The sequence below is a fragment of the Ruegeria sp. CDSB113 genome (assembly GCF_059611045.1).
The window spans coordinates 199026-221903 of sequence record NZ_JBXWOU010000003.1 but is presented as its reverse complement, the minus strand read 5'-3'; the positions used below and the strand labels follow the sequence as shown (position 1 = coordinate 221903).

Sequence of the window (22878 nt, the reverse complement as noted above, 5' to 3'; positions counted from 1 at the left end):
AAGCGACAGAGTATTCATAGTCAAACAGGCAACCCAAAGCGGGATATCAAAGTGAGGTGCCGAAATGCGACCAACAAATCCACGCGGTTCCATGATGCTTTTCACCCCCTTGGTCATTTCAGCAGGAGTGGTCAGTTTCCGTTTAAGACCCGTAAATTCCCCGACGCATCATTCCTAAGATTTACTTTTAAATTTAGTCGCTTAGTTGCCCGTTTTCGGCGGGCGCGTGTTACCAAATACGGTGAATCAGTTGTTGGTTGGGGAATTGTGCGATGGGTAAACTAGAGAACGACTTGAATTTTCGCACAAGATCCGCACAGGCGGATATGGACGAGCAACACGAGATCGCCTCTCATTTTTCCCGCAATGTCGTCGGACCAAGCGAAGATCCGACGCGCAGTTCGTTACACACGGGCCAAAAGTTCTCTGGGACAATGGAACGCAACACTCGGAACGAGGGTGCCCCGGAAGAGTTGAACCCTCGCACCGTGCATGCGCAACAGCCCGGCAACGTCACAAACACTGATCCTGTCGCCCATACCTTTCATTCAACGAACACGTTGGCTGGATCAATTGCACAGAACACCAAGGCAGAGGCGATGAAAATTGTCGAAAGCGCGGCCGGGGTGGAAACATTCATTGTCGCAAGTCCAGCGGCCCAAACAAGCGAAGGTGGGGGAATTACTCATGTAAGCGGTCCGACCTCTCGCCCGGAGCTGCCAAGCGTACCCAATCTGGATGCAGTCCCAGCAATACCAACCGACACGCAGACCGGAAACAACGCGCCGCAAGAGGTCACTCTAGACAACATCTCTGTCGCAGAGAACGCCATTGGCGCGGTGATCGGGAACATCTCGGTCGTAGACCCGGACGCATCGGACACGCACAGCTTTGACATTTCGGACGACCGTTTTGAAATCGTGGACGGCAAGTTGCAGCTAAAGCCCGGCATTGCGTTGGATCATGAAGAAGCGGCGCAGATAGAGGTCGACGTCACCGTCACGGACGCTGGCGGGTCCACCCTGACCGAGCGTTTCATCGTGGACGTTCAGGATGTGAACGAGGGTCCGACAGATCTGGTGCTGGACAACACTTCTGTTGCCGAGAACGCCAATGGCGCGGTGATCGGAAACATCTTGATCGCAGACCCGGATGCGTTGGATATGCACAGCTTTGACATCTCGGACGACCGTTTTGAAATCGTGGACGGCAAGTTACAGCTAAAGCCCGGCATTGCGCTGGATCATGAAGAAGCGGCGCAGATAGAGGTCGACGTTACCGTCACGGACGCTGGCGGGTCCACCCTGACCGAGCGTTTCACAGTGGACGTTCGGGATGTGAACGAAGGTCCGACGAGTCTGGTGCTGGGCAACAGTGCTGAAAACCTCATTCAGAATGGCAGTTTCGAAGAATTTGATTTGGATAAGGGCAAGTGGAAAGGCTTTGGCTCGGATGAAAGCGGGTCCTGGCAAGACGCGCATGGATTGGAAATTTGGGATCATCTAGGTGGTACGAAAGCGTCCGATGGCGATCAGCTGCTTGAGATGGATCATGGTCGGGGCGTCGACAGTATTTCCCAGGTCGTCCAGACAGAGGATGGTCATCTCTATGATCTTGGCATTGACCTGCGTGAGCGCCTCGCGGGTGGAACCGATACAGTCGAGGTCTTTTGGAACGGCAATCTGGTGGCGGAGCTGGATCCGCAATCCGCAGATTGGGAAACGTTCCAGCTGCAGGTTGTTGGGACCGGGCAAGACACGCTGGAACTGCGCGAACCTGAGGGCCAGAATGATACCTACGGCGCCTTGGTTGATAACATCACACTGACCGCCGCAGAGCAGACCGTAGCCGAATATGTCGATGAGGCCGTCGTGGGGCAGCTCAGTTTCGTGGATCCGGATCTGTACGATACCCATAAGTTCGAAATCTCGGATGAACGGTTCGAAGTTATTGACAATCAACTGCGCCTGAAACCCGGCGTGGCACTGGACTATGAAGAGGCATCCTCGGTCACTATTGATGTCACGGTGATTGACGAAGGCGGGTTACGTCAGACCGAAAGCTTTACGGTCAATGTGGCGGATACGGACGAGATGACGTTTTCGTCAGGGTTTCACGCCAAATACTTCGACGTTGATCATCGTCTTTCCAAACTGGAAGACATCAACTGGACCGCAGAGCCAGCCCATGAAGAAGTTAAGCCCGAAATCAACTACGCTAACGGTCACGACACATTCTGGGATGGAGGCGCAAAAGACACGTTCGGCGTCCAGATCAATGGCAGTATCGAGGTTGAGCAAAGCGGAACATTCACTTTCTTTCTGGGCGCTGATGATGGTGCGATGTTGGTAATCAACGGCAAACCCGTTGTTGAAAATGACGGGCTGCACGGGTTTCGAACTCGAACAGGTGAAATTGAGCTTGAACCGGGAACACATTCGATCGAAATCCGATACTTCGAAAATTACGGTCGGGCTGGACTGAAGCTTGAATGGGAGGGGCCAGGTCTTGATGGGCGAGAGTTGGTTACAGCCCCGGACATATCCGAGGCCCAAACCGTTTCGGGCATGCCGCTGGCCATTGATGTGGATATGGGAACGCTCAGCGTGACCGATGAAACCACGTTCGAACTGACAGGTCTGCCCACCGGAACAATTATCGAGACTGGCGGAACCGCATTCGCGGCAAACGCGGACGGGGCCGCAGAGATGGGAGGCTGGCAAGGTGGGATGATCACAGTAACATCGCCGCCAGAATTTGAGGGAACGGTCGAAGCAGCCCTGCATCATTCTACGCCAACCGGTGAAAACAGCAGTCATGACGGCGTACAATACCTGACTTTCGAAGTAACTGAGGCTGACCTGCCCTCACCAGATGCCAAAATGGTGGGCGGTTTCCGTGCTAGTTATTTTGACATGGACAACAGGTTGTCAAAGCTGGACGACATCGACTGGTCCGCTGACCCGACGCATCAGGAATTTGTGCCTGAAATCAATTTTGAAAACAGTCGCAGCTCGTTCTGGGAAGGCGGTTCAAGGGATACGTTTGGGGCAAAGCTCGAAGGTAAAATCACAATAGAAGAAGGCGGTTCCTACACGTTTTTTGCCGGTGCGGACGATGGCGTAGCGGTCTTCGTCAACGGGGTTAGGATCGTGGACAATGATGGTCTGCATGGGTTCCGGACGCGGTCCGGAGAAATCGACTTGGAACCCGGCACTTATGATATCGAAGTTCGGTATTTTGAGAACTACGGCCGTGCGGGGCTGAAATTGGAATGGGACGGGCCGGACACAACGGGGCGCGAGCTTTTGCAGGCTGACGCACAACCAATAGTCGAAGAAAACGGGACGGTCGAAGTCGCTATCGAGCTGGACCAAGCAAGTGATCAGGCCGCCGTATCTCTGGAAGGGCTGCCACCAAATACGCTGCTGATCAGCGGTGAGAATTCACTGATGACAGATGGCGGTTCGGCGGATCTGTCTGGCTGGGATCTCGACTTTCTTGAGATATCCCCGCCCCCCGGATTCGAAGGCGCAATCGAAGGGGAAATCTCGGTGACGGACACCGGATTTAACGGGGCGCAATTGACCTCGGAGATTCCCTTTACACTGGACGTCGGGCAGACAGATGAAGTTGCGAAAGACGTTGCCCCTGATTTGTCCGAAACGCTTGCCGCGACAATACAGGCTGAACCGCCCGCGCCGTGGCACATGGATCAGTCGCAAAGCGACGGGGACAACGATGGTGATGTCATGGCCGAAGCGGTACTGACCAACCCGGGCTCTGAGATCTCGTGTATCGAGACCGAAGCCTATGAGCGCATTGATTGGTAGCGGGACTCAGCCATGTTTACGGGCCACGATCCACGTCGGGTTATATGTCAGGGACACGCCATCATCGTCGCCAAAGTGCCGGACATATTGTTCCGTGAATTGGGCAAGACTGGTTTTGGTCCAGACCTTCTGCGCGCGCCCGTTGACCCCAGTTCTTCGAAGATGATTGAGAACGCCTCGGGGCGTATCGAAGTGCAGAGCAGAAAGGTTTTCGCCGCAACTGATAATCTCTAATTGGCCTTCGACTGCCGCGGCCAAATCTTCAGATCGGCACAAGCCCGGCGCTTTGGCAGTGGAACCGACTTTCACCAGTTCCCGGTACTGTTCCGGTCCAAAGCCTGAAACCGCCAACCACCCACCAGGAGCCAATGCTTTGGCTGCGCGCTGCAGAAAGGTTGCAGGGTCATGCAACCATTGGACCATAGACGCTGACGTGATTAGCTTTGGCTGAAACGGCCATTCGACGATTTTGGCGTCGCCGCACAAAAAGTCCGCACCGACGGCCGTTGCGGTCTCAGCTGCTTCGGGCGACAGGTCATTGACCGTCAACTGACCAATATCGAATGCGCTACATACCCGATGCGTGAGGTGGCCTGTGCCACACCCAAATTCCAATCCGGTCGCGAATCGATGCGGTGCACCGCCGGCCCGCATCTCATGGACCAGCCGATCCGCGATTTTGGCCTGCTGGCTGGCCGAGCCGTGATAGCTGCGGAAACTGCGGCTGAAACTGCGCTGAACGCGATCTGCGATCTGTACGTTCATGCGACCCACTCCTGCCAGTTCTGACCTTCGCGAAACGGGACATGCGGGGTGGCAATTCCACGCACGGCAGATTGTTGGTGCGCCCATGCCGCCTCTTGCGCGGGGGTCGGGATAATACGGTCCCGCTGGGGGATCCAAATCCGGTCAAACGCCACCTCGGGTGCGCCACCACGGTCGATCACGGCGTGAAGCTCTGCCTGCGCAGCCTCCAGATCAATTTCAGGAACCGGCCCGTTCATTCCAGCACGGCGACAGAACTTTGCGAAACTGGCTTCGGTCAGATTATCCGCCGTGGCGCGGATCATATCCGGCGCGATGCCACGCTCGGGGTCAGCCGGACATAGCGTACCGCTGACAGCAATCAGCCGATCGGGACGAAACCCAGTTTGCGCCAGCCAGTGGCCCGCAGATGCGACGCCAAAAGAAAAGGCAATCAAATTGACGCGGTTATATTGCGCAATATCAGGCAGAGGATCGTCAAAGTGGCGGAAGTCGTCGACGAATAGCACATCGCCGCGCCCTGTAAGTCCAGTAAAAGGCGCAGCCCCCAGCGCCCAACCGCCAAAAACCAGAATCAACTCGTCCGTTCCCGAACGCGATAACCACTGCTGTTTCATGGTATGCCTTTGACGAGCGAGATCATGGCCGATGTTACACGGCTCAATTCATTCGCAGAGATGATGTAAGGCGGCATGCAATAGATGTTGCGGGCAAACGGGCGCAACCAAACGCCGGTATCGGGTGCCAGTGCGTGCGCAACCGCGGGATCAACCCACTGCTCCATTTCGATGACCCCGATCGCGCCAAGTACGCGCACATCGGCAACGCCGGGCAATTCACGTGCCGGCGCAAGCTCTTGCTTCATCTGGTCGGCGATCGCGTGCACTTCGGCGCGCCAATCTCTGACCGATAGTTGGTCCAGACTGGCCACCGCGGCAGAACAGGCCAGCGGGTTGGCCATATAGGTCGGGCCATGCATCAGAACGCTGGCTTCGCTTTCACCAATTCGACGCGCGACATCCTCAGTCGTGGCGGTCGCGGCCAGAGTAATATGGCCACCTGTCAGCGCTTTGCCCAAGCAGATGATGTCAGGAATCACTTCAGCGTGATGCATCGCGAACAGTTCGCCCGTGCGGCCAAACCCGGTCGCGATTTCGTCAAAAATCACAAGAATTCCGTGCTCTTTACACAGGTCTTGCGCGCCTTTTAGCCAATTGGGGTGATAGAAATACATACCACCCGCGCCCTGGACCACTGGCTCAAGGATCAGGGCCGCGATTTGATCGGCTTTGGTTTCCAGCAGCTCTGCTAATGCATCCAGCCCATTTAGGGTTGGATCATCCGTCCATTCCTGATCAAACGATATCGGTGGGCGTGGCAGGAAATGTTGGATCGACAGCGCGCCACTGAACAGCCCATGCATCCCATTCTCGGGGTCGCAGACGCTCATCGCTTTCCATGTGTCCCCATGATAGCCGCCGCGAATGGTCGCAAATTGCGTGCGGCCCGTGTGACCCAGCGCCATCTGATACTGCACGGCCATCTTCAAGGCGACTTCAATCGCGACCGATCCGCTGTCGCTATAGAAAATGCGATCCAGCCCATCGGGCAACAGCCCGACCAGCTTGCGACCCAGTTCAATTGCGGGTTGATGCGTCAGGCCACCGAACATGACATGGGGCATTTGCTGCAGCTGTTCCTGCATCGCAGCAGTAATGGCCGGATGACGATGCCCGTGCACCGCACACCACCACGACGACATAGCGTCGATCATCCGTGTGCCGTCGTCTCGGGTCAGCCACACCCCTTCGGCCTCAGTGATCAGATGCATCGGGCCGGGGTTCAGAACATTCGTATAGGGATGCCACAAGTGGCGGGCGTCAAACTCCAGAGCGGTCATAGAGCCCTCCGAATTGTTGCTGTGTCAATCGCATCGAAAGCATCCGACAGCGTTTCCCGCGTCAGGGTTTCAAGATACGGCAAGCGTCCCAAATGGGTAACCTGACACATCTCAGCGATGGTCTGTTCAACCTCCGGCTCGGCGTCGCCTACGAACGCTACACCGACGACGTTGCAACCCGCACCCCGCAAGGCCATCAGGGACAGGCTTGTGTGGTTGATCGTCCCCAACGCGGTCCGGGCCACAAGAACCACGGGTACCTGCCACCCCGAGATGACATCAAGGAAAAAGGTCTTACGGTTCAGCGGCACCATGACCCCGCCTGCCCCCTCGACGACCAAGGGGCCATTGACCTGCGGCAGCGCAAGCCGATCCGGCGAAATCTCGACGCCCATGTCTTCGGCTGACAAATGGGGTGAGGCTGGCATGTTCAGGCGATAGGCTTCCGGCAAAATTTCAGCACCGGAAAGTGCCGCGACGGTTTCTGTGTCCGTTGCATCCTCAAGCCCGGATTGCACCGGCTTCCAATAGGTTGCGCCAAGCGCGGCCGTCAGGCCCGCAGCAAAAACTGTTTTTCCGACACCAGTGTCGGTGCCTGTGACGATTACAGCGCTCATGCCGCCTCCGCCTGTTGATGCGCCAGTGCTTCGAACAGGGCGCTTATGTCATCCTTGTCCACGTTGCCGGTGATCGACACGCGCAAGCGCGACGTGCCCCGTGGCACGGTCGGCGGCCGGATACCACGGACATCAAAACCTTTGGCCTGTAACGTTGCGGCCATTTCCATGGTTTTGGCGTCATCGCCCAGAATAATGGGGATAATCTGGCTGTTCAGCGCCTCTTGGGGTGTTCCGATCTGACGTGCGACGGCATGCGCGTGGCGAATGCGGGACAGGGCATTCTGGCCCATAAAACTATCTGTTTGAAGATGCTGCAGAACCGCGCGAACAAGGGCCGCGTTGAACGGCGATGGGGCTGTGGCAAAGATAAACGGACGCGCGCGGTTGATCAGTGTTTCGATCAACACCCGAGGGCCGCAAATCAATCCGCCCGAAACCCCCAACCCTTTGCCGCATGTGTGCAAAGTTAGCAACTCAGCCTTTAGGCCATGCGCCAGGCCCTTACCGTTCGGGCCAAATACTCCGGTCGCATGAGCCTCATCCACGACCAATATGGCACCGTGTTCGCAGGCCAGATCAGACAGCGCGGCCAAGGGCGCAATGTTGCCCTCCATGGAATAGATGCTTTCTACTGCGATCCAGATTTGACCAGACCCGCCTTCTGCCAACCACGCCTCAATGGTCAGACGCGCTGCGGCAACATCATTATGAGAAAAAGCACATGTTTGGGCGCGTCCCATCCGCATGCCTTCATGCGCGCTTGCGTGAACCAAAGCATCGTAAAGGATCAGATCATCGGCGGCAGGAAGGGTCGAGAAAATCGCCTGATTGGCCTGAAATCCTCCGCCCATGAACAAAGCAGCCTCAGCATCAAAAAAGGCGGCGGCCTCGTGTTCAAGCGCCTCATGTTCGGGATGATTGCCCCGCAACAGACGGGAACCACCAGATCCCAGCGGCACGCCCTGCGCCAATGCCGTTTGCGCGGCATTGCGCAGGAATGGCGATTGCGCCAATCCAAGGTAATCATTGGACGCAAAGTCCAGACCGCGCGGCTGCGCCAACACCCGGCGACGGTGCCGGGTGTCCAACAGTTCAAGCATCGAGTTCAACCGACTCAGTGCTTTCATTCAGCAGCATCCAAACAGGATTTTTCCGCAGATGTTTCCACCTGCAGCCCAAGCTTGGCAAACAGAATGGCATCAGTGTCTTCTTCGGGGTTTTCTGCCGTCAAAAGCGTTTCGCCAACAAAGATCGAGTTCGCACCGGCGAAGAAGCACATGGCTTGCAATTCCTCACTCATATCGCTGCGCCCGGCGGAAAGCCGTACATAAGATTGTGGCATCATGATCCGCGCAACGGCAATGACCCTTACAAAGTCGATCGGATCGATCGGCTTGGCGTCTGCCAAAGGCGTGTCTTCTTGCGGCATCAGCATGTTGATCGGCACCGAATCCGGTGCCGGGTTCATATTGGCCAAAGTGACCAGCATATCGACACGGTCCTGAACCTCTTCCCCCATCCCAAGGATGCCGCCGGAACAGACCTTGATGCCTGCTTCCTGCACGCGGTTCATCGTGTCAATGCGGTCCGCAAAGGTGCGTGTGGTGATGACTTCGGGATAGTACCGCTCGGACGTGTCGATGTTGTGGTTATAGTAATCCAGCCCCGCATCGCGCAGACGAACCACCTGATTATCGTCCAGCATGCCAAGGGTCATGCAGGTTTCCATCCCCATCTCGCGCACACCTTCGACCATGGCGACAAGCGCATCCATGTCGCGGTCCTTGGGTTCGCGCCATGCAGCGCCCATGCAGAAACGGGTTGCCCCACCGTCGCGGGCCTTGCGGGCTTCGGTCAGAACGCGCTGAACCTCAATCAGTTTTGAGGCCGACAGCTTTGATCCGTTCCGTGCCGATTGCGAACAATATGCGCAATCTTCGGCGCAGCCACCCGTTTTGATCGACAGCAGTTTCGATGTCTGGACCTTGTTGGGATCAAAGTTTTCGCGGTGCACTGTCTGCGCGCGAAACAACAAATCCATCAGCGGAAGGTCATACAGAGCTTGAGCAGCGTCGCGGGACCATAGCGGGGCGGTGTTTTTCATTTTATAGATACTTTTCGAAAACTCTCATGGCTACGCATTCTTTTATAGATAAAGATCGTCATCACAACCAGATTCTACCATCTGCGTCACTCAGGCGGAAAAACGCGGATGCTTGCAATGGTCCGCTGTGCCAACGCCGCTTTAGCAAACGATGCGGAGCATTCTGCCCCAATGCGGCTGCCGCCATTTCCGCAATATGCGCCGCGCGATAATCCACCGTCTCAAATCGACATATGTTGCCATGACTAGGCAAGCAGATCACAATGGGCATCAGTACCACACATTCCCGCATGCGCCGCGCCGCTGCAAACGCGTTGGATACCAGTGTCACACGATTGTTTTGTAAGTCATGCAGAAGGCGCGTTAACCAACATATTGAAAGGTTCCGAATGACCTCCTCCAGCCATTTTTCGATGTCTCGCCGCCAGTTCCTTGCCACCACCACGGCCAGCGCCGCCGCAATCACCCTGCATCCGTTTTCGGCCGCCGCTGCCGACAATCAGGCGCACCTTCGGATCATGGAAACCACCGATATCCATGTGCATGTCTTCCCCTATGATTACTACGCAGACAAGCCGCGCGACACGGTGGGCCTGTCGCGCACGGCATCGATCATCAATGACATTCGGTCAGAGGCAACCAACTCGTTGCTTGTAGACAATGGCGACTTTTTACAGGGCAACCCAATGGGTGACTACATCGCCTATGAGCGCGGCATGAAAGAAGGCGACAGCCATCCAATCATCGCCGCATTCAACACCGTGGGCTATGACGCCGCTACTCTGGGCAACCACGAGTTCAATTACGGTTTGGATTTTCTGGAAAAGTCACTCGCCGGCGCGGATTTCCCGGTCGTTTTGGCCAATATCGCCAAGAAACAAGGCGCGGGGCCACGCGACGATAAGACCCTGGTCAAGCCTTACGCCATTCTCGACCGCGAAATAGAAATGGGCGACGGCACCAAGCATCCGATCAAGGTTGGCGTCATTGGCTTTACCCCACCTCAAGTCATGAATTGGGACCGCAAGCATCTGGAAGGCAACGTTCAGGCCCGCGACATCGTTGAAACGGCGCAAGCCTATGTGCCAGAAATGCAAGAGCAAGGCTGTGATCTGATCATCGCCCTGTCGCATTCGGGTATCGGTGAGGCAGATCACGCCGACGGCATGGAGAACGCCTCAGTCGTGCTGGCTGGTGTTGAGGGCATCGACGCGCTGGTCACGGGTCACAACCACCTGGTCTTCCCCTCGCCGACATTCGCGGATCGCCCGGGTATCGACGTCGAAAAAGGTACCTTGATGGGCAAACCAGCGGTCATGGGCGGTTTCTGGGGCTCGCATCTGGGTCTGCTGGACCTGCTGCTGGAGCGTGACGGGAATGAATGGCGCGTTGTAACAACGACGTCCGAGGCGCGCCCGATCTCAAAACGCAACGAAGATCGTTCAATCACCGCGCTGGTGGGCGACGACCAGTCCGTGCTGGATTCGGTCGCCAAAGATCACGACGAAACATTGGCATATGTGCGCCGCGCCGTTGGGAAGACGTCCGCGCCTTTGCACAGCTACTTCGCACTCGTCGCGGATGATCCATCGGTGCAAATCGTGTCGATCGCGCAAAAATGGTATGTTGAAGAGATGATGAAGGGCACCGAGCACGAAGGGCTGCCCATCCTATCAGCCGCCGCCCCTTTCAAGGCCGGTGGGCGTGGTGGGCCAGAGTATTATACCGACGTTCCAGTGGGCGATGTGGCTATCAAAAACGTGGCTGACCTGTACCTCTATCCAAACACCGTGCGGGCGGTCCGCGTAAACGGGGCACAGGTTCGAAGCTGGCTGGAGCGTTCGGCAGGCATGTTCAATCAGATTGAGCCGGGCTCAGCCGACGCAATCCTGCTGAACCCAGAGTTCCCATCCTACAATTTTGATGTAATGGACGGCGTGACCTATCAGATCGACCTGTCGCAGCCCTCGCGATTTGGACCAAAAGGCGAAGAAGTAAACCCAGACGCGGCGCGGATTGTGGACCTGTCCTTCAATGGCACGCCGGTTACGGATGATATGGAGTTCATCATCGCCACTAACAATTACCGCGCGTCTGGCGGCGGGTCCTTCCCGGGCGCATTGGGCGACACGATTATTTTCGAGGCCCCGGACACCAATCGCGACGTCATCGTGCGCTATATTGTTGAGCAGGGCACAATCGATCCAAAAGCGGACGCCAACTGGTCCTTCGCCCCGCTTGCAGATACCACGGTGCTTTTCGAAACCGGCCCCAAGGCGCGCGACTATATGAGCGACGTCAATGGAGTGGTGATCGAAGACGCAGGCGAAGGCGCCGATGGTTTCGCCGCGTTCCGTATCAAGCTTTAAACGCCAGAGCTTTTAAGCCGACCGTCACCCCAACTAACGGGTGGCGGTCGTGTACCAAAGATGGCGAATTATTCGAGCACCTAAAACCGGGCTTTGAAGAAATCAGTCAAGTTCGCCGCTTTCTGACATCAAAATCGCCAGCGGTCGCGTGGAATGGATTTGCGACAAGATGATCATCACCACGGCAGTCAACGGTATCGCCAATATGGTGCCTGCCAGACCCCACATCGCGGTCCAGATCGTCAGCGAAAACAGCACCATAAATCCGCTCAGGTTCACCGAGTTTCCGACAAGTCGTGGTTCAAGGAAGTTTCCGACAAACAGCTGAGCGGCCATCAGCGCGATCAGCGCGACACCGGCGTGCCAGATGCCGCCGAATTGCACGAGGCTCAGCATGACGGGAAACAGAACGCCAACAATGGAACCCAGGTATGGAATATAGTTCAAAAGCCCGATCAATATGGCCCAGAACATTGCGAACTCGATCCCAAGCAACAACATGATCACATATGAGATCACAGCCAAAATGACGTTGATCAGGGTCTTTGCGCTTAGGTAGCTGCCAATCTTCTGGTTGATCTGGGCGACGATTTGCAGCGACCGGTCAGCTGTTTCGGCATCACCCAAAGCCTTTCGAACTTTTTCCGGCATATCGTCCAGATCAGACAGAATGAACACAATATAAAGGATTGTCATCAACATGACCGTCCCGAAACCCTGCACTGTGGAAAGCGTCCCCTGCACAAACCCCAAAATATCGAACTTGCCAGCAATCGTCTGCTCGATCGTGGACCAATCTGGCAGTTTTTTGACGCCCAACATCGCCATTCCCGAGTCAATCAACGCTTTTAGGTTGGTTTGGTAACGCGGGATATTCTGGGCGACCGCTTGCGCGTTTGCCTCAAGAAAGACCCCTATCAGAACCAGCGTTAGAAATATGGCAAGCAGCGCAAGTAAACGGCGCCCGCGGCGTGGAATGTGGCGCAACCCCGGAACACGGCCGATAGTCGAAGCGGTCGAGTCCAGAATGTATATTCCGATTATGCCCAAAAGCACCGGAAGAAGGATGCTTTTGCCCAGCACCAGCAGCCAGCCGATGACAACAGCGACGATCAGGCCAGATGCAAGTTTTGTCACATTAAACTGCAGCATATCTTCGCTTTCGGTCGGACGGGTGGTTCCTTTTGTGCCGGGTTCAAGGCTTATATTCAACTTCTTTCACGCGATCAGCGGGCCCCGAGCGCGGTGACGGCTGCCCGGTGCAGGAGGCGTTTCTCGACCACCGGCAAAACACTGCGCGATTGACATCCATTCGGCAGCAACCGGCCCCTCCACCTTCAGCGATGTATCTGCGATGTTACGGGTTTGGGCTGAGACCTGTGCAAACTCTACCGCAAGGCCTGTTATCCGATTGTCCCCCGGTTCACCGAACTCCCACAAGGCTCCGGATGGCGCGGTCAGTTCCAGTCGCGGCATCGCCTCGGGCACAGGTTTGCCGTTGACCTGATAGGCCCAGCCAAACGTGTTCACACCCAGAATGACGATGTTCCTGACCCGGTCCTGTTCGACACGCTCGATACCGAGAACGTCAAAAACCTCTTGCCCATGTGCCCAAGTCTCCATCTGGCGGGCCGTGATCGACGAGCGTACAGACATATCCGGACCGGCCCATTTCACCCGGTGCTTTGGGTCGAGATCGGCCCAACGCGCGCCAATATCTGTGTAAAGTGTCCGCCAGGAATCGCGCAGCTCGTTCCCGCGCAGCAAGATCGCTTCGTTCTCGGCTGCGCGCAGCCCTTCGGCCTTGGCTTTGACAAACAATGCGCCAATGCGGGCTGTGAACGCGTCGGGGTCCTGAAGCGACTGATCCGCCATCTGGTTCCAATAGTGCAGATGCACCAGAACATCGTTCAGCGTCCAACCCTTGAACTGAGTTGGAATTTCCCATTGATCGCCCGAAATACCGTCCAGAATGGCAAACAATGCCTCGCTTTCTTGCAGAAAATCCGTTGCCTGTTGCACTGCTTGTTCCCTTGATTTTGTGTTTGCCTATTCGATGTCCCCGGATGAAGTGGCGGTGGCCGACACACACCCAATTCTATCTATATTTCGTCAATCTCGATCATCACATCCCCCGCGCTCAGCTGTTGCCCGACCTCAACGAGGACAGAGGTGATGACGCCAGCAACGGCGGCAGTGATCTGGTGTTGCATCTTCATGGCTTCGAGAACGGCCAGACAGTCGCCTTTTGAAACGCTTTGACCGGGTCTTGCCGCCACCTCGACCAGGACACCCGGCATGGGGGCGGTGACGCGACCGCTAGCGATCGTTCCCGCATCCAATACACCGGGACGCAGGCGTCGAAACGTCAGGCGCTCGGCGCCGATGGCGATCTGGGCTGTGTCGCGGGTTATGTGTGCGGTGGCGTCGACGGTGTTGTCATTTATGCGTGCCCGGACCTTCCCGCTGCTGCGCTTAATAAACGAAACATCATACGCGTTGCCCTCAACCCATACCGTCCATCCATCGGGGCAGACGCGTGCGCGCGTTTGTATCTCTTCGTCACCATAGGCAAGCGTCACGGCGAACGGCGGCAACGCCGCGCTGGACCAACCCAACTGTTCGGCTGAGACATAGCCCGCCGCAACCCATGCGCCGGCCTGATCCGCATCCAACAACAGCGCAGCAGCCAAGGCGATGTCCGGCGCAGTTACCCGGTACGCAGGAAAGCCCCGGGGGTAGGTCCGATCCAGAAATGTTGTCGTTGCATCGCCGGCAATGAAATCTCTGTGCTGCAGCACATCTGCAAGAAACCGCGAATTTGTCACCGTTCCCAGCAAAATAGTTTCATGCACAGCCTTGATCAGCCGCGCACGTGCCGTTTCGCGGGTCGGACCATGCGCGATGATCTTTGCAAGCATGGCATCATAAAAAGGAGATACCTCTTGCCCCCGCTGAATGCCTGAATCCACACGCACTCCGGGTCCAGCAGCAGCCTGCCAGAAATCAATTGAACCGGTTGCCGGCAGATATCCGTTAGCAGGGTCTTCGGCATAAAGCCGCGCCTCGATGGCGTGACCGTTCATGGTGACATCTTCCTGAGAGATTGGAAGGGCATCACCCTGCGCGACAGCGATCTGTAGCGCCACTAGGTCGAGGCCAGTGACCATCTCGGTCACAGGATGCTCAACCTGCAGTCGGGTGTTCATTTCAAGGAAATAGAACACGCCGGACGGTTCCAAAAGAAACTCCACGGTTCCTGCACCGCGATAGTTCACCGCACGGGCCGTCTCAATCGCCACAGCTCCCATTTTTGCGCGCAATTCTGGCGTCATGTCGGGGCTTGGTGCTTCTTCGATGACTTTTTGGTGGCGACGCTGAATCGAGCATTCCCTTTCGCCCAGATGAATTACGTTCCCGTACCCATCGGCAAAAATCTGAAATTCGATATGGCGCGCATCACCGATCGCTTTCTCAAGGATCAGTTCGCCGGATCCAAAAGCGTTCTCGGCCTCGGATCTGGCAAGCGCGATCGCCTCAGAAAGAGTGTCGGCGGATTGGACCACGCGCATTCCGCGTCCACCGCCACCAGCTGCGGCTTTGACCATGATGGGAAAACCGATTTTGCTCGCTTCAGCGACCAGTGCAGCATCCGATTGATCATCGCCTTCATACCCCGGAACGCAGGGAACGCCCGCGCCGATCACAAGACGTTTGGCGACGGCTTTGTCGCCCATCAGCCGGATCGCTTTAGGGTCAGGTCCGATAAAAGTCAGACCCGCGGCCTCGACTGCCTCTGCAAAACCCGCATTTTCGGACAAAAACCCATAGCCCGGGTGGATCGCCCCTGCCCCAGTTTCCTGAGCCGCAGCAATGATCTTTTCTGTGTTCAGATAGCTGGCACCAATCGGCCCTTCACCGATCCAAACCGCCTCATCAGCAAGTTCGACATGGGGTGCCCGAGCGTCAGCGGTTGTAAAAACGGCCACTGTGCGCAGGCCAAGCGACCGGGCGGTTCGCATAATACGCGCGGCGATTTCCCCACGATTGGCAACGAGAAGCGTGTCGAATGTCATGCCTCAACCTCTGCTATCTGTCTTGGATGTGGATTTGGTGAGTAATGCAGCATGGTCAGAACCTGTGCACCCCGTACGAACTGGGTTTGACCGTTCGCGCGCGCCCCTCAAGGCAGGTTTCAAGGCAAAAACCCAGCACACGTCGCGTATCGCGGGGGTCGATGACGCCATGATCAATACACCGGCCCGAGGTATAAAACGCATTCTCCTGTCGTGTGAAATGCGCTGTGATCGCTGCCTTCTGCGCTGCCAGTTTGGCTTCGTCGGGGTCGATCCCTTTGCGTTTAAGCCCTGCGCGCGCAACCAGTTCCATCGTCCCGGCGGCTTGCTCGCCGCCCATCACGCCCGTTGCCGCATTGGGCCAGGCGAACAGGAAGTCCGGGTCATAGGCGTAGCCGCACATCCCGTAATTGCCAGCCCCGAAACTTGCCCCGACATAGAGTGTAATCTTGGGCACATCGACTGACGTAACGGCCTGGATCATCTTGGCCCCATGTTTGATCATTCCGCTTTGTTCATATTGGGTGCCGACCATGAACCCTGTGATATTATTTAGAAAAATAAGGGGAATATCGGCCTGACCACATAACTGAATAAATTGCGCGGCTTTGTTTGCGCCTGCAGGGTCCAGTGGCCCGTTGTTGCCAAGAATACCCACTGCGATACCATTGATTGCGGCCTGCAAACAGACAGTCGCCGAGCCATAGTCGGGTTTGAAATCCTCAAAGTCCGAGCCGTCTACTATGCGGGCCACGACCTCGCGGACGTCATAGGGGACACGGTAATCGGTTGGAACAATGCCTGCGATCTCATCCACATCACAATTCGGTGGCTGCACTTCTTTGCTGCGACACACAGGCAAGGATTTGTTCCAATCCAGCCGGGCCATCACGTTCCGCGCCATTTCGATACCGTGCGCATCATCCTCGGCCAGATAGTCGACCAGCCCGGATGTGGTGGCGTGCATCGCAGACCCGCCCAGATCACGGTCATTGGCCTTTTCGCCCGTCGCCGCATGAACCAAAGCAGCTCCGGCCAAGGCGGCCATGCCGTTGTTCTTCACGCCAACGACATAGTCTGCAAGGCCGGGCATATAGGCTCCACCGGCGGTTGACGGGCCGTGCAGCACTGCGATGTTGGGCAGCCCTGCGGCCGAATGGCGGGCCAGATTTCGGAACAGTTTGCCGCCATTGGCCCAGAATTCGACCTTGTATTCCATCAAGTTTGCACCGGCGCTTTCGACAAGATGCACAAAAGGCAGGTTCTGTTTCAAAGCCATGTCTTGCGCGCTCAGGAAGGCCGCAGCTGACATCTCGACCATCGCGCCGGCCTTGATCCCTGCATCGTCGACGATGATCATGCAGCGCACGCCCGAGATGAAGCCGATGCCGATGACCAATGACGCGCCCGGAACCGATTGCTCGGGATCGCCTGTATCGACGCAGTAGCCCGCCAACCCGTGCAGTTGCAAAAAAGGCATTCCGGGATCCAACAGTTGGGCCAAACGGTCACGGGGTGTGATCTGCCCCCGGGCCTCCATCCGTTCGCGCCGTTTCTCTGACAGAGCGACAGGACGCGCTTCAAGCGCGCGCATCTCGTCGACAAGAGCCAGCATATCGGCTCGGTTCTTGGCAAAGCTGTCAGAATCGCGGACGACTTTACTGACAAAACCCATCAGTTTTCTCCTCGCTCGGGATATGAGGATAACTCTGCAGGAATCCTGATCGGTGTGGCCAGCAATATCTGGGCATAACTCTTGCCTTGCGCGTCGTTGCGTAGCGAGGCGACACCACCGCCACCTAGCGCATTGTGCAGCAGAATGTTCATGGAATGCGTTCCTGGAAGATAGAACCGCTCGACCCTGCCAGATAAGAAATTAGAAAAAACATCTGCCAGCGTCGCTTCGGTCAGCGCCGCCCAAATGTAGGGCAAAAAGGTAGCATGACGTGCAACGACCCCAATGTTTGCGGTGTCGCCTTTGTCCCCAGATCTTGCCCAGGCCAAATCTTCCAAAGGCCATGTGATCCACTCGGTCACTTTTTCATCGGCTATTTCTGGGGCATTTGCCGGGACAGGTTCCGGGTCTTGTGGGGACGTTTTCGGCGGAATGTATGCGATATTGTCCCCATCCATCGTTACGCAATAGGTCAGCGTGTCGTTTGGCACCAAGAAGGAAAACAGAGCAACGACTGGCGAGGGTTTTGGACGCCCTCCTCCGGTAAAGATGTGTAACCCCGGCGGTGCGGCCAGTGCGCACCCGGTCATCTCACGCAGGAATACACCAACCGCACGAAGGTCGTCGTGTTTCACGGCTGCCTTGAACGAGATCTCTTCGTATTCGCCGTCGCCGGGCCGACCTCCGTAGGTTTCAAACGACACCTCGCGATAGTCAGGGGCGCCGATCCGGTGCAGGACAGCGCGCGCGCGTTTCAGCCCCGCTTGGGCAAAAGCATCCGCCTTTGGTCGTGCCTCGCGTCCGTTGATCAGAAACGTCATGCCCGCACGATAGCCATCCGCCCAGGTGCCGGACACTTTGAGCTGCCCGGTCGGCGCGCGGCCTTTTGCGCCCGAGACGGTTACATAGTCTGGCCCGGCTTGCTTAATCCTGACATCGGAAAAGTCGCAAATCACGTCAGGCAGTATATAAGCCTGCGGGTCGCCGATTTCATACAGCATCTGCTCGCAGACGGAAGCCGGGGTCACACATCCAGCTGTGCCCTCCGGCTTCGTCAAGACCAACCCGCCATTGGCGCTTACCTCGACAATCGGATAGCCGATCTTGGCGATGTCGCCTGCCATTTCCCAATCCGTGAAATTCCCGCCAGTGGCTTGGGGGCCACATTCCAGCAGATGCCCCGCAAGCGACCCGGCAGCCATTAAGTCGTGGTCTTCGGGCTGCCACCCAAAATGATACATGCACGCCGCCAACGTCAGCGCACTGTCGACGCAGCGGCCTGTGATGACGATGTCAGCCCCGGCGTGCAGTGCCGCCAATATCGGCCCTGCCCCAATATAAGCATTCACAGAGGCGATCTTTTCGGTCGGCGGCATCGGTGCCCCGGAAAACATCTCGGTCCGGTCGACGAACTCGGCCACTCGTGGCAACAGGTCGTCACCTTCGACCACTGCAACTTTCAAATTCAATCCCAATTCAGATGACTTGCTCCGAAGTGCATCCGCGCATGCCTTCGGGTTGACCCCACCTGCATTTGACAACACCTTGACCCCCTGCTCTGCGATCTGGGTTAAATTGTTGGCCATAACGTCAGAGACAAAATCCACCGCATATCCCTTTTGGGGGTCTTTAAGGCCGGCGCGGGCCATGATCGACATGGTGATTTCGGCCAGGTAGTCGTAGACCAGAAAGTCAATCTTTGGGGCACGCAGCAATTGCTGTGTCGAATGAGGGGCATCCCCCCAAAAACCACTTGCTCCTCCGATCCGCAGAGAATGTGTCACGCCACGTCTCTCCCGCTTGGGCGCGATCTGCAGTTTACAGACCGACTGTTCTGTTTTTATGATCTGCTGACCACCTTGGTCAACGAAGATTTGCCACTGCGACGCGACGGAAGATGACGGATACGATGCCAAAGAAACCCTCAGTCCAGGATCAAAGGTCCCGGGATATGCAGGCCAAAATCTGCAATGCGACGGTCACCTGTCTGGATCAGCTTGGGTATGCCGAGACTACTTTTGCCAAGGTACAGGCCAAGGCGGGCATCTCACGCGGGGCAATTACGCATCACTTCCCCACGAAACAGGCCCTGGTCGCAGCTACCGCGATGCGACTGTTGGGCAATGCGCAAAACCCGCTCTGGCCACATGATCGTGCGCCTCAGCCCGTCTATGATCTGATTATGTCTGCCTGGGCCAATATCGTAAATTCCGCAGGCGGACGCGCCATAGTCGAGATTCTGGTTGCATGCCGAACCGATCCGGAACTGTTCGGCATGCTTGAACAGAGCCTGAGAGATTGGGACAAATCGAACCTGAGCCTGATCTCAGCCCGGTATGTCAGCGCAACAGGCAACCGTGACGACACTGAATTGTTGTGGAGTATCGCCCGGAACTTCCTGCGTGGTTTGTTGTTGCATGAGAAATTCGTTTCGTCGCCAGAATACCTTACGCAGATGATGGATCGCTTTGCCCGCATGATGGAAAGCCAGCTTCAGGTATTGCCCGAAAATGACATCGAGGAGGTCAAATGACCCTGCCATCCCCTTTCATGACCCCGGAACGCGAAGCTTTCCGCGGGAATTTCCAGCGATTTGTCGATGCCGAAATCAAACCACATATTGAGCAATGGGAGGCGGATCGCAGCGTTCCATGGGAACTGCATGCAGCAATCGCTGAGTTTGGAGTATTTGGGTTCGGGATTGATGAGGAATACGGCGGTCTGGGTTTCGACAACGCCTTCATGCGTCATGACTACAGCGAAATCCTGTTTGGCTGTGGGGCATCCGGTATCGGAGCCGCTGTAGGGGGACGCACGATTTCAATTAGCCCAATTGCGAAATTCGCTTCCGAGGAGTTCAAACAGAAAGTGCTGCCCGAGATCATCTCGGGGCGCATGATGTCAGCACTTGGGATCACCGAACCGGGCGCAGGGTCGGACGTTGCCAATATTCAAACAAGGGCCGAGCGCAAAGGCGGCAAATGGATACTGACCGGGGGAAAGACCTATATCACCGGGGGGATGGATGCCGAATGGTTTGTGGTTGGTGCCCGCACTGGCGGCCCCGGATTGACCGGCATTTCGTTGTTCTTGGTCCCTCATGACGCGCCCGGGTTCAGCCGCACACCGTTGGGTGGCAAGATGGGCTGGCACAGTTCACAGCAAGCGACACTGCATTTCGATGATTGCGAACTGGATTCTACTGCGCAGTTGGGGCCTGAGAACAGGGGCTTCATCGCAATCATGAACAATTTCAACTTTGAACGGCTTGGCCTGACATCTGCTTCGCTGGGTATGATGAAACTATGCTACGACAGTGCGCTGGACTGGGCACGGGAACGCGAGACATTCGGCAAGCGACTGGTCGAACATCAGGTCATTGGCCACAAATTTGCAGAAATGTCCGCCCGGATTGATATGAATGAGGCATATATCGAGCGGATCTGCTGGGCGATCGAGCAGGGCCTGATGCCTGTCGCCGAAATTGCCAAGGCCAAAGTTCAGGCCACGACGTCGCTGCAATTTGTTGCTTCCGAGGCGATGCAGATCTTTGGCGGTGCCGCGTACATGCTGGGTAACCCTGTCGAGCGTGTCTGGCGCGAAATCAAAATAATGGCAATTGGCGGCGGATCCGAAGAGATCATGCGCGATCTGGCCGTGCGCCAGATGGGATTGGTAGGGCAATAGCGGCGACGTTGTGGGTCCGCATGCGCGTGCTACGAACGCGAAGAGGTTGCCGACAGGCCAGCCTTAGACAAATTCTTTGCCCGGCAATTGCCCGTAAATGATCAATTCACAATTGCGCAATCATTTATGACAATCTAAGTTGCGCCAAACTCATCACGCGAGGGAATTATGGATATTTGGTTCTATGTGGGGCTTGGCTTGTTGATATGGGCTATCAGAGACTTGGCATTTGGTTCGACTTACTTGTGGGAACGGGTAACCCGCGCCGAAAATCCGGGGACCTACTGGGCTTGTGTGTTGGTTTGGCTTGTCGTTGCGTTGGCCATTTTAGCCACGTCCCCAACGACCTACTACTTGTTATCTTAACAACACGTTCCAAAAAGAAGGCCACGCAACCCGCCGTTCTAAGACATGAAGACCGGTGTTTTCATTATGGATGCAGTCACCTAATCGTTCGCTTGGCGAGGGCACCCGACTGTTCAGGTGTCAAAATCTAGTCGGCTGTCCAGTATAAAACTTTGGCGTTTGCCTGAAAGACCGCAAAGGCGACCCGGAATGGAAAATTCTCTGAAACGATATGGTGCGGGTGGAGGGACTTGAACCCCCACGCCTTGCGGCGCCAGAACCTAAATCTGGTGCGTCTACCAATTTCGCCACACCCGCAACCCAAGCACTCTGTGCCGGAATGTCGGGGTGAATAGCAAAGCTTGCAGCGGAGTGCGAGAGGGAAAATTGAGTTGTGCGCAAGATTATTGATGACATCGGCGCAATATGCTTCTGAACTGACCGCCGTGCACATATGGTGTCTGCCGGACGCTGCTGCTAAGCGGGATGCGGGGTGTTCTCACGTCGTGCTGCTCGTCGCGGGAAAGCAGTCTGATTTTGGGCGTTCTCCGAGCAGATAAAATAGATTCTTAGGTCAAATTCGATTAATTTCATTGTTTTGCATCTGGCAACATTCGGGTCCTTTTGGTGAGCAGTAGAAAACTATCTAACGTTGAGTAAAGCGCTTCTCATCTAAGACCCGGCAATGATGAGAACCCGAAGACGGCTGCAACAAACATATTTTTTGCAGACGTCCTCTGGGTAGGTTTGGTGTCGGGTTGGTTTCGAAAGATGGATAATTTTTAGTTTATTAATAATATACTAGATGCATCACCAACAATTTCTCGCGCGCGCATTGTTGCTAAGATTCCGCTCCTGAAGACTGCGAACGGCCAATGACGCTGTTTACATTGATGACGAAAATACGCCCGTAGGTTGTGGTTGATAATTGCCGCCAAACACAATTGCGACACAATTCAAACGCCAAAAAATCTTATTCGCGTCAAAATAAGACCGCCTTGAAAGCCGCTTATAGGCAGAAGGAGTTAATGAGTCTTTTTTGCCTTCGGGCGCTGTACGAGTTTTTTTCGCTCAACTCCAGTACAAGGGTCTGAAACGTGACCAATATGATGAACTCCGCTGCTGCCGAGCAAGAAGCCGTTGGTCTTGCGCGTGAAAGTTTTCTTGGCGAACTCAAATCCCTGAACCGCGACCATCCAAACACCGGGTTTGGCGTGTCGTTGCGCACGCGCTCGGGGCGGCGATACTTGCTTGCAAACTCGCGTATGCCGCTGCCCGAAACCAAATCCGAGGGTTTTCCGACCGGGCGTCGTCTTGCCCGCCTTGAAAATAGCGAGCGCTTCAGCTCGATCGAAGTTTTGGCGGATTGCCACACTTTCGAGTCGATTTCGCCGGGCGCCGAAGCCGCTATCCTGGGCAATGCGCTGAATCTGATCGCCCGAATCGACACCATGACCAGCACGCCAACAGACACGTTGGCCGCGACAGGAACCGGAGGCTGAAC

The 22878-nt window shown here is 56.1% G+C and carries 16 protein-coding genes and 1 tRNA gene; 5 read left to right on the top strand and 12 right to left on the bottom strand.

What is annotated here, in order from left to right; translation table 11 throughout:
* The first annotated feature begins 272 nt into the window (after window positions 1-272).
* Window positions 273-3833 (top strand): PA14 domain-containing protein, encoded by a 3561-nt coding sequence (locus AC2FIS_RS07820; protein WP_496772726.1) that lies wholly within the window; start codon window positions 273-275, stop codon window positions 3831-3833.
* Between the two features lie 6 nt (window positions 3834-3839).
* Here the strand turns inward: AC2FIS_RS07820 and AC2FIS_RS07815 are convergent, their stop codons facing one another.
* From AC2FIS_RS07815 to bioB, 6 genes are read right to left on the bottom strand one after another with little or no spacing between them, the layout of a single operon-like run.
* On the bottom strand, window positions 3840-4598 hold the full coding sequence (locus AC2FIS_RS07815; RefSeq protein ID WP_496772725.1) for a methyltransferase: 759 nt from the start codon (window positions 4596-4598) through the stop codon (window positions 3840-3842).
* A complete protein-coding gene (locus AC2FIS_RS07810; protein WP_496772724.1) occupies window positions 4595-5215 on the bottom strand; it encodes a pimeloyl-ACP methyl esterase BioG family protein in 621 nt (206 codons plus the stop codon). The genes AC2FIS_RS07815 and AC2FIS_RS07810 overlap by 4 nt, the downstream gene beginning before the upstream one ends.
* Window positions 5212-6498 (bottom strand): adenosylmethionine--8-amino-7-oxononanoate transaminase, encoded by a 1287-nt coding sequence (bioA, locus tag AC2FIS_RS07805; RefSeq protein ID WP_496772723.1) that lies wholly within the window; start codon window positions 6496-6498, stop codon window positions 5212-5214. The genes AC2FIS_RS07810 and bioA overlap by 4 nt, the downstream gene beginning before the upstream one ends.
* On the bottom strand, window positions 6495-7115 hold the full coding sequence (gene bioD / locus AC2FIS_RS07800; RefSeq protein WP_496772721.1) for a dethiobiotin synthase: 621 nt from the start codon (window positions 7113-7115) through the stop codon (window positions 6495-6497). Before bioD ends, bioA begins: the two co-directional genes overlap by 4 nt.
* A complete protein-coding gene (locus AC2FIS_RS07795; protein WP_496772720.1) occupies window positions 7112-8245 on the bottom strand; it encodes an 8-amino-7-oxononanoate synthase in 1134 nt (377 codons plus the stop codon). The genes bioD and AC2FIS_RS07795 overlap by 4 nt, the downstream gene beginning before the upstream one ends.
* Window positions 8242-9222: a biotin synthase BioB gene (gene bioB / locus AC2FIS_RS07790; RefSeq protein ID WP_496721544.1), complete on the bottom strand. Its 981-nt coding sequence runs from the start codon at window positions 9220-9222 to the stop codon at window positions 8242-8244. The genes AC2FIS_RS07795 and bioB overlap by 4 nt, the downstream gene beginning before the upstream one ends.
* A gap of 389 nt (window positions 9223-9611) precedes the next feature.
* Between bioB and AC2FIS_RS07785 the strand changes: the two genes are divergently transcribed.
* A complete protein-coding gene (locus AC2FIS_RS07785) occupies window positions 9612-11591 on the top strand; it encodes a bifunctional 2',3'-cyclic-nucleotide 2'-phosphodiesterase/3'-nucleotidase (protein ID WP_496772718.1) in 1980 nt (659 codons plus the stop codon).
* Window positions 11592-11693: 102 nt separating this feature from the next.
* Here AC2FIS_RS07785 and AC2FIS_RS07780 read toward each other — a convergent pair whose 3' ends face one another.
* The 5 genes from AC2FIS_RS07780 to AC2FIS_RS07760 all read right to left on the bottom strand — a co-directional run bounded on the left by AC2FIS_RS07780 (window position 11694) and on the right by AC2FIS_RS07760 (window position 19126).
* Window positions 11694-12743, bottom strand: coding sequence for an AI-2E family transporter (locus AC2FIS_RS07780; protein ID WP_496772717.1), 1050 nt, complete (start codon window positions 12741-12743; stop codon window positions 11694-11696).
* A 66-nt stretch (window positions 12744-12809) separates the two neighbouring features.
* A complete protein-coding gene (locus tag AC2FIS_RS07775) occupies window positions 12810-13613 on the bottom strand; it encodes a TIGR03084 family metal-binding protein (RefSeq protein WP_496772715.1) in 804 nt (267 codons plus the stop codon).
* An 80-nt stretch (window positions 13614-13693) separates the two neighbouring features.
* A complete protein-coding gene (locus tag AC2FIS_RS07770) occupies window positions 13694-15667 on the bottom strand; it encodes an acetyl/propionyl/methylcrotonyl-CoA carboxylase subunit alpha (protein WP_496772713.1) in 1974 nt (657 codons plus the stop codon).
* 55 nt (window positions 15668-15722) lie between these two features.
* Window positions 15723-17342, bottom strand: a complete 1620-nt coding sequence (locus AC2FIS_RS07765) for an acyl-CoA carboxylase subunit beta (protein ID WP_496772711.1) — start codon at window positions 17340-17342, stop codon at window positions 15723-15725.
* Entirely contained in the window at window positions 17342-19126 is a 1785-nt protein-coding gene (locus AC2FIS_RS07760; RefSeq protein WP_496772709.1) for an acyclic terpene utilization AtuA family protein, read from the bottom strand. The genes AC2FIS_RS07765 and AC2FIS_RS07760 overlap by 1 nt, the downstream gene beginning before the upstream one ends.
* A 125-nt stretch (window positions 19127-19251) precedes the next feature.
* Here AC2FIS_RS07760 and AC2FIS_RS07755 point away from each other — a divergent pair, with 125 nt between their 5' ends.
* Together AC2FIS_RS07755 and AC2FIS_RS07750 are read left to right on the top strand one after the other, a co-directional pair.
* Window positions 19252-19875 carry a TetR/AcrR family transcriptional regulator gene (locus AC2FIS_RS07755; RefSeq protein WP_496772707.1) on the top strand — a complete coding sequence of 208 codons (624 nt, stop codon included), beginning with the start codon at window positions 19252-19254 and terminating at the stop codon, window positions 19873-19875.
* Complete coding sequence (locus tag AC2FIS_RS07750; protein WP_496772705.1) at window positions 19872-21029, top strand: acyl-CoA dehydrogenase family protein; 1158 nt, start codon at window positions 19872-19874, stop codon at window positions 21027-21029. The genes AC2FIS_RS07755 and AC2FIS_RS07750 overlap by 4 nt, the downstream gene beginning before the upstream one ends.
* Window positions 21030-21607: 578 nt before the next feature.
* On the opposite strand, the gene AC2FIS_RS07745 is transcribed toward AC2FIS_RS07750, so the two are convergent.
* Window positions 21608-21692: transfer RNA gene (locus AC2FIS_RS07745), tRNA-Leu, on the bottom strand.
* A 788-nt stretch (window positions 21693-22480) separates the two neighbouring features.
* On the opposite strand from AC2FIS_RS07745, the gene AC2FIS_RS07740 reads away from it, so the two are divergent.
* The gene (locus tag AC2FIS_RS07740) at window positions 22481-22876 is read left to right on the top strand and encodes a hypothetical protein (RefSeq protein ID WP_174822482.1); all 396 of its coding nucleotides are present in this window, start codon (window positions 22481-22483) and stop codon (window positions 22874-22876) included.
* Window positions 22877-22878: the final 2 nt, after the last annotated feature.